Source organism: Promicromonospora kroppenstedtii DSM 19349 (assembly GCF_000515355.1).
GTDB classification, from domain to species: domain Bacteria; phylum Actinomycetota; class Actinomycetes; order Actinomycetales; family Cellulomonadaceae; genus Promicromonospora; species Promicromonospora kroppenstedtii.
On sequence record NZ_KI911656.1, the window covers coordinates 128,526 to 134,276 of the forward strand.

At 70.2% G+C, this 5,751-nt stretch carries 5 protein-coding genes, 5 tRNA genes and 1 pseudogene; 4 read left to right on the forward strand and 7 right to left on the reverse strand.

Annotated features, from left to right (window positions below):
- Positions 1-51: 51 nt before the first annotated feature.
- The 3 genes from PROKR_RS11330 to PROKR_RS11340 form a co-directional block, all read right to left on the reverse strand.
- Positions 52-122: transfer RNA gene (locus PROKR_RS11330), tRNA-Cys, on the reverse strand.
- Between the two features lie 25 nt (positions 123-147).
- Positions 148-219, reverse strand: a tRNA-Gly gene (locus PROKR_RS11335).
- A 190-nt stretch (positions 220-409) separates the two neighbouring features.
- Positions 410-1,291, reverse strand: coding sequence for a S1 family peptidase (locus PROKR_RS11340; RefSeq protein WP_036963145.1), 882 nt, complete (start codon positions 1,289-1,291; stop codon positions 410-412).
- A gap of 274 nt (positions 1,292-1,565) precedes the next feature.
- Here PROKR_RS11340 and PROKR_RS11345 point away from each other — a divergent pair, with 274 nt between their 5' ends.
- From PROKR_RS11345 to PROKR_RS11355, 3 genes are all read left to right on the forward strand, one after another.
- Positions 1,566-1,964 (forward strand): PPOX class F420-dependent oxidoreductase, encoded by a 399-nt coding sequence (locus PROKR_RS11345; RefSeq protein ID WP_051432892.1) that lies wholly within the window; start codon positions 1,566-1,568, stop codon positions 1,962-1,964.
- 102 nt (positions 1,965-2,066) lie between these two features.
- On the forward strand, positions 2,067-2,633 hold the full coding sequence (locus PROKR_RS11350; protein WP_036963147.1) for a dihydrofolate reductase family protein: 567 nt from the start codon (positions 2,067-2,069) through the stop codon (positions 2,631-2,633).
- Between the two features lie 31 nt (positions 2,634-2,664).
- Positions 2,665-3,495: an MBL fold metallo-hydrolase gene (locus PROKR_RS11355; RefSeq protein WP_036963148.1), complete on the forward strand. Its 831-nt coding sequence runs from the start codon at positions 2,665-2,667 to the stop codon at positions 3,493-3,495.
- On the opposite strand, the gene PROKR_RS11360 is transcribed toward PROKR_RS11355, so the two are convergent.
- From PROKR_RS11360 to PROKR_RS11375, 4 genes are all read right to left on the reverse strand, one after another.
- The gene (locus PROKR_RS11360; RefSeq protein ID WP_084800380.1) at positions 3,483-4,307 is read right to left on the reverse strand and encodes a S1 family peptidase; all 825 of its coding nucleotides are present in this window, start codon (positions 4,305-4,307) and stop codon (positions 3,483-3,485) included. The genes PROKR_RS11355 and PROKR_RS11360 overlap by 13 nt on opposite strands.
- A gap of 575 nt (positions 4,308-4,882) precedes the next feature.
- Positions 4,883-4,957: transfer RNA gene (locus PROKR_RS11365), tRNA-Val, on the reverse strand.
- Between the two features lie 11 nt (positions 4,958-4,968).
- Positions 4,969-5,039 (reverse strand) — tRNA-Cys (locus tag PROKR_RS11370).
- A gap of 64 nt (positions 5,040-5,103) precedes the next feature.
- Positions 5,104-5,175, reverse strand: a tRNA-Gly gene (locus tag PROKR_RS11375).
- Between the two features lie 104 nt (positions 5,176-5,279).
- Between PROKR_RS11375 and PROKR_RS34655 the strand changes: the two are divergent.
- Positions 5,280-5,751 (forward strand): annotated as a pseudogene (locus tag PROKR_RS34655) (hypothetical protein); the annotation flags it as partial.

Sequence of the window (5,751 nt, forward strand, 5' to 3'; positions counted from 1 at the left end):
AGTGACCTCTTCCGTGTCAGGGAAGCGCGCTACCGCTGCGCCAATCGCCCGAGGTGGGTACGGGATTCGAACCCGTGTGTACGGCTTTGCAGGCCGCTGCCTCGCCTCTCGGCCAACCCACCGTGCTCCCCACCAAAGCGGGTATCGAGCGGATGACGGGACTTGAACCCGCGACCCTCACCTTGGCAAGGTGATGCTCTACCACTGAGCTACATCCGCGCTATGACCATCCAGGACCCTGCGGGCCTGGCGTGGTGACGCTCCGGAAGAGTAGTTCACAAACGGCGTGCCGGTCCAATCGAAATGAGCGCGCCACCTGCGGGCGCGCGTTCTGGCCTCCGCGGGACGCGGACGGCGCCGCCGGGATCGCCCGGCGACGCCGCCCGTGCAGGTCAGGAACGGGTGCGCGTCAGTAGATCGAGACGCCGTAAGCGCTGAGCGCCTCGGTCACCGGCTGGAAGAACGTGGTGCCGCCCGAGGAGCAGTTGCCGCTGCCACCGGACGTGATGCCGAGGGCCGTCGACCCGCTGTAGAGCGCGCCGCCGGAGTCGCCGGGCTCGGCGCAGACGTTGGTCTGGATCATGCCGCGCACGGTGCCGCTGCCCTGGTAGTTGACGCTCACGTTGAGCGCGGTGACGGTGCCGGAGTGCACCCCGGTCGTGGAGCCGTCGCGGGTGACCCGCTGGCCCACGTAGGCGTTGCCCGCGGTGTAGCCGCCGGGGTGGCTCAGCGACGTGTTGTCGTACCGGACGATCGCGTAGTCGTTACCGGGGAAGCTGGATCCCACGGTGGCGCCGACCAGGGTGGTCTGCGCCGAGTTCGTGTACCAGGTGGGCACCGAGTTGCCGCAGTGCCCGGCGGTCAGCAGGTAGTACTGGCTGCCGCTGCGGACGTTGAACCCGACCGAGCAGCGGTAGCCGGAGCCGTAGATGGCGTCACCCGAGGCCAGCAGGGGCTTGAAGACGCCGGCGGTGCGCTTGACCGTCAGCGCGTCCTTGTCGGCCCCGGCGGCCGCGCGGACCTGGGCGAGCTCGTCCGCGGAGACGGTCGAGTCGGCCGTGACGACCACCTTGCCGGTGGCCGTGTCGGTGTACCAGGCGACGCCGTCGACGTCGGCCTTGCCGACCGCGGCGTGCACGGTGGCGAGCTCTGCCACCGTGGGCCGGTCGGGCGCGGCGACGGCCGCCGGCCCTGCGAGCGTGGACGTGGCGAGCCCGAGCCCTGCCGCGAGCGCGATGAGACGGGCCTTGCTGGCCGAACCGGGGCGGATCGTGGTGCGAGTGAACCTCATGGCACATCCTCCTGGGTTGTGGGCACGCTGGCTGCGTGCCCTGCTCGGCAGGAACGGGGCGCCGTCGCCTGCCGTCTCGCTGGCCGAGAGTATTGCCTCCGGATAATTCACCCCACAAGGCCTCGAACCAGTTGTAACCGGCTGGTAACGAAATCGGGGCCGACGAAGCCCTTTCACCCTGCGTATTCATGGATCGACAGGGTTAAATTCGATCTCTGAACTGCTTTTCACCTCATAACCTCGCGCAGGGGCAGGAGGGGTTATGTTCAGCGGCATGAGTGCTTCCGACGTCATCCCCGCCCACCTCGTCCACCTGCTCGAGAAGCCGAACTACGCGTTCCTCGGCACCATCCGTCCCGACGAGACCGTCCAGGTGAACCCGATGTGGTTCGACTTCGACGGCGAGTACCTGCGGTTCACGCACACCACGTACCGCGCCAAGTACCGCAACCTGCAGCACAACCCGTCGATGAGCCTCGCGATCCTCAACGACGAGAACGCGTTCAACTACCTCGAGGTACGCGGCAAGCTCGTCGAGGTGGTCCCGGACCCGACGGGCGACTTCTACGTGCACCTGGGCAAGCGGTACGGCAACGCCGAGCAGCAGCCGCCGGCCGACAGCGCGGACCGCGTGATCCTGGTGATGAGCGTCGAGCACTGCACGACGCAGTAGCCGCGCCCCGGACGGCGGGCCGCGCCCCGGCCCGCCGTCCACCGATGAGTTTTCGCCGCACGGCCGGTCACCACGGACACACACCACACCGAGGAGAGACCGATGCAGAAGCTCATGGTGGACTTCATCATCTCGCTGGACGGCTACGCGGCCGCCGAGGGCTGGCCCGGGTTCTGGGGCCTGGAGGGCCCGGAGTACCTGGCCTTCCTCGGGGAGGACGGCGAGAACCAGCACACCACCCTGATGGGCGCGAACACGTACCGCGTGATGACCACGCTGATGGCCGACGTCCCCGAGGACCCGCTCGCCGACATGCCCAAGGTGGTGTTCTCCTCGACCCTGCGGGCGCCCTTGTCCTGGGCCAACACCGAGCTGGTCACCGGGGACGCCGTCGAGGCGGTGCGCAAGCTCAAGGAGACGTCCGACCGCCCCCTGCGCACGCTCGGCAGCCTCAGCCTGTGCCGGTCGCTGCTGGTGGCCGGCTTGGTGGACCGCTACCGGGTGGTCGTGTTCCCGGTCGTCACGGGTGCCAGCGGGAAGGAGCGGATCTTCGACGGGTACCCGGACGTGGCGATGGAGCTGGTCGAGCACCGCACGTTCGACGGCCGCCTGCAGCTGCTGGACTACGTGCCGACCGTGATGGACGGTCCGCCCGGGGCCGGCCGCTGATGCCGGACGCGGACGGACGGGTGAGGACGCCATGCTGACGCAGGTGGCGGACGGCGTTCTGGTCCACCGGAGCGAGCTGCTCCGGAACAACACCGTCGTCGTGCGGGGACAGGAGGGCGTGCTCGTGGTCGACGCCGGGATCACGGGGGCCGAGCTGGCCTGCCTCGCGGACGACCTGAGCGAGCTCGGCCTGCCCGTCGTCGCGGGCTTCTCGACGCATCCCGACTGGGATCACGTGCTCTGGCACGCCAACCTGGGCGAGGTCCCGCGCTACGGCACCGCCCGCTGCGCCGCCGACATGCGGGATCTGCGGTCTACCGCGGACTGGCGGTCCCGGGTCACCGAGGGGCTGCCGCCCGAGATCGCCGACGACGTCCCGCTGGACCTCTTCGGCCTGGTCACAGGGCTGCCCGCCGGGACAGCCCGGATCCCCTGGGACGGCCCGGACGTGCGGGTCGTCGAGCACCCGGCGCACTCCCCCGGCCACGCCGCGCTGCTGGTCGAGGGCAGCGGAGTCCTGGCCGCCGGCGACATGCTGTCCGACGTCTTCGTGCCGATGCTCGGCGAGTTCACCGACGAGAGCGACCCGGTCGAGGAGTACCTCACGGGGCTACGGGCCCTGGAGGCCGTCGCGGGCGACGTCGCCGTGCTCGTGCCGGGGCACGGGTCCGCCGTCGCGGGGGCGAACCAGGTGCGCGCCAGGATCGACCTGGACCGCGCGTACCTGCACGCCCTGCGGGACGGCCGCACACCTGACGACCCCCGCATCGCGGCGGCCGAACCCGGCTGGGAGTGGGTCGGCGACATCCATGAGGGGCAGGCCGCCGGCCTCGCCCGGTGGAACGAGCGTCACCGACGATAGAGCTGCACCCCGTACGCCGCGAGCACCGGCTTGATGGGCTGGTACAACGAGATCCCGTGGGCAGGGCACGCGCCGGCGGCGCCGGACGTGATGCCCAGAGCACGCCTGCCGCTGTACAACGGTCCCCCGGAGTCGCCGGGCTCGGCGCAGATGTTGGTCTGGATCAGGTTGCCCACCATGGCCCCGCCCCCGTACCTGACGGTCACGCCGACCGCGGTGACGACTCCCGAGTGCTGGCCGGTCGTGGAGCCGACGCGGGTCACCTTCTGGCCCACGCGGGCAGTCCCCGGCAGGTAGCCGCCGGGTCGTTTCAGCGACCGTGTGTCGTAGCGGACGAGCGCGTAGTCGACGCCCGGGAACCGAGAGCTGACGGTCGGCCCGATCCTCTTCTGGTTGCCGGCTCGCCAGGTGGCGACGTCGTTGCCGCAATGGCCGGCGGTGATGAGGTAGTGCTTGTTGCCCCGTCGCGCGTTGAAGCCGAGGCTGCACCGGGTGCCCGAGCCGTAGATGGCGGCGCCCGGGGGCATCGACCGCTTGACCAGCTTGAACTCACCCTCCATGCGCTGGAGGTCCAGTGCGCCGATCTTGTCGCCGGCCGCCCTGCGCACGGCGTTGCGCTCGGCACCGGTAACCGTGGAGTCGGCGGTCACCACCACCTCACCTGCGGCTTCGTCCGTGTACCAGGCGACACCCTCGACGTCCGACTCCTCGATGGCTTCGTGCAGCTCCGCCAGCTCGGCGTCGGTCGGCTCGTCGGAGTCCCTTGCCTGCGCGGGGGCTGCCGTGGCCGGTGCCATGAGTCCGAGGATCATGGCCAGAACTGCTAGACGTGCCCGCTTCGTGGCAGCGGGGCGAGATGCGGTAGGGCGTGCGTTCATGGTGACCTCTCAGGGTCGAGGCCGGCCGGAGGCCAGTTCCGCGAGACGTGCGAGCGGCGTCCTCGGCGTCAACCCGACGTGGTTCGACTTCTGCGGCGATGCGTCGAGTCTCATGCTCCACGCGTCACGGGGCGCAATCCGCTGCGCGAGCGGTACGGCGGCCTGTCCAGCGGGCACCGGTGGACTGCGCCGACCGCGTCATCCTGGTGATCGCCGACCACAGGCCGTGACACGTCGTCAAGAATGGCGCCCGGGCCAGACCCAACGGTTTGCCGCGTCGATCTACCAAGATACTGTGCGTCACTTCCGTATCGAATTTAACCCGCTCCGCGCGCACGAGCGACAGCAGCGGGCCCAGGGGTCCGGCTCGGACTCCGCCGGCGGCGGTCCCTCAGGCGACGTACGGCGGCTACCTCGGCGGCGGTCCGCGCGGTGGCGTGGCGCGGGACCCCGGACGCGCAAAAGGCCCCCTGGCCTGCGTTTCCGCTGGCCAGAGGGCCTTGCTCTGCTGGTGGGCGATACTGGGATCGAACCAGTGACCTCTTCCGTGTCAGGGAAGCGCGCTACCGCTGCGCCAATCGCCCGTCGTGCTGCGAGGTGGGTACGGGATTCGAACCCGTGTGTACGGCTTTGCAGGCCGCTGCCTCGCCTCTCGGCCAACCCACCGCCCGGTCAGACCTCGACCGACGGGTGCTCTCTTCAGCCGAAGAATCACGAGAGCGACTTTCCGAGCGGATGACGGGACTTGAACCCGCGACCCTCACCTTGGCAAGGTGATGCTCTACCACTGAGCTACATCCGCGAAGCCGGGCATCCTGGGGTTTCCCCCGGTGTTCCGGCGTTCTGAACATTAATCGAACGGAGGGCGAACCGTCCAATCGCACGCGTCGCCCGTACGGTTGTCCCGTGTCACCCAGCCCGGCCCATCTGCCCGCAAACCGCGCGATCTCCCCGGTCCCGTCCCATGACGACGTCCCGGCGACCGCTGCTGAAGTGACGGGCGCCACCGGCTGGGCGAGCTTCGCCGGACGCGTCGCGACCGGTGCGGTCGAGTGCGTCGACGTGCGCGAACAGCCCGAACGGCTGGAGAACGGCACCTGGTTCGTCGTCGCCGACTTCGAGGGCCCGGCGCGCGCCTGGCGCTTCGCCCGGGTGCGCGACGCGGACGCGGGCGCGGAGGGAAGCTGGCACGGTCCGGCGTCCGACACGTGGACATCGTCGATGGACCAGGCCACCTATGAGGCCGCGGTGCGCCGGGTCCGCGCGCACGTGCGCGAGGGCGACGTCTACCAGGCCAACATCTGCCGGGTGCTGTCGGCACCCCTCGCCCCCGACGGCGCCGAGCCCGACGCCCGGGCCCTGGCCGCACGCCTGGCCG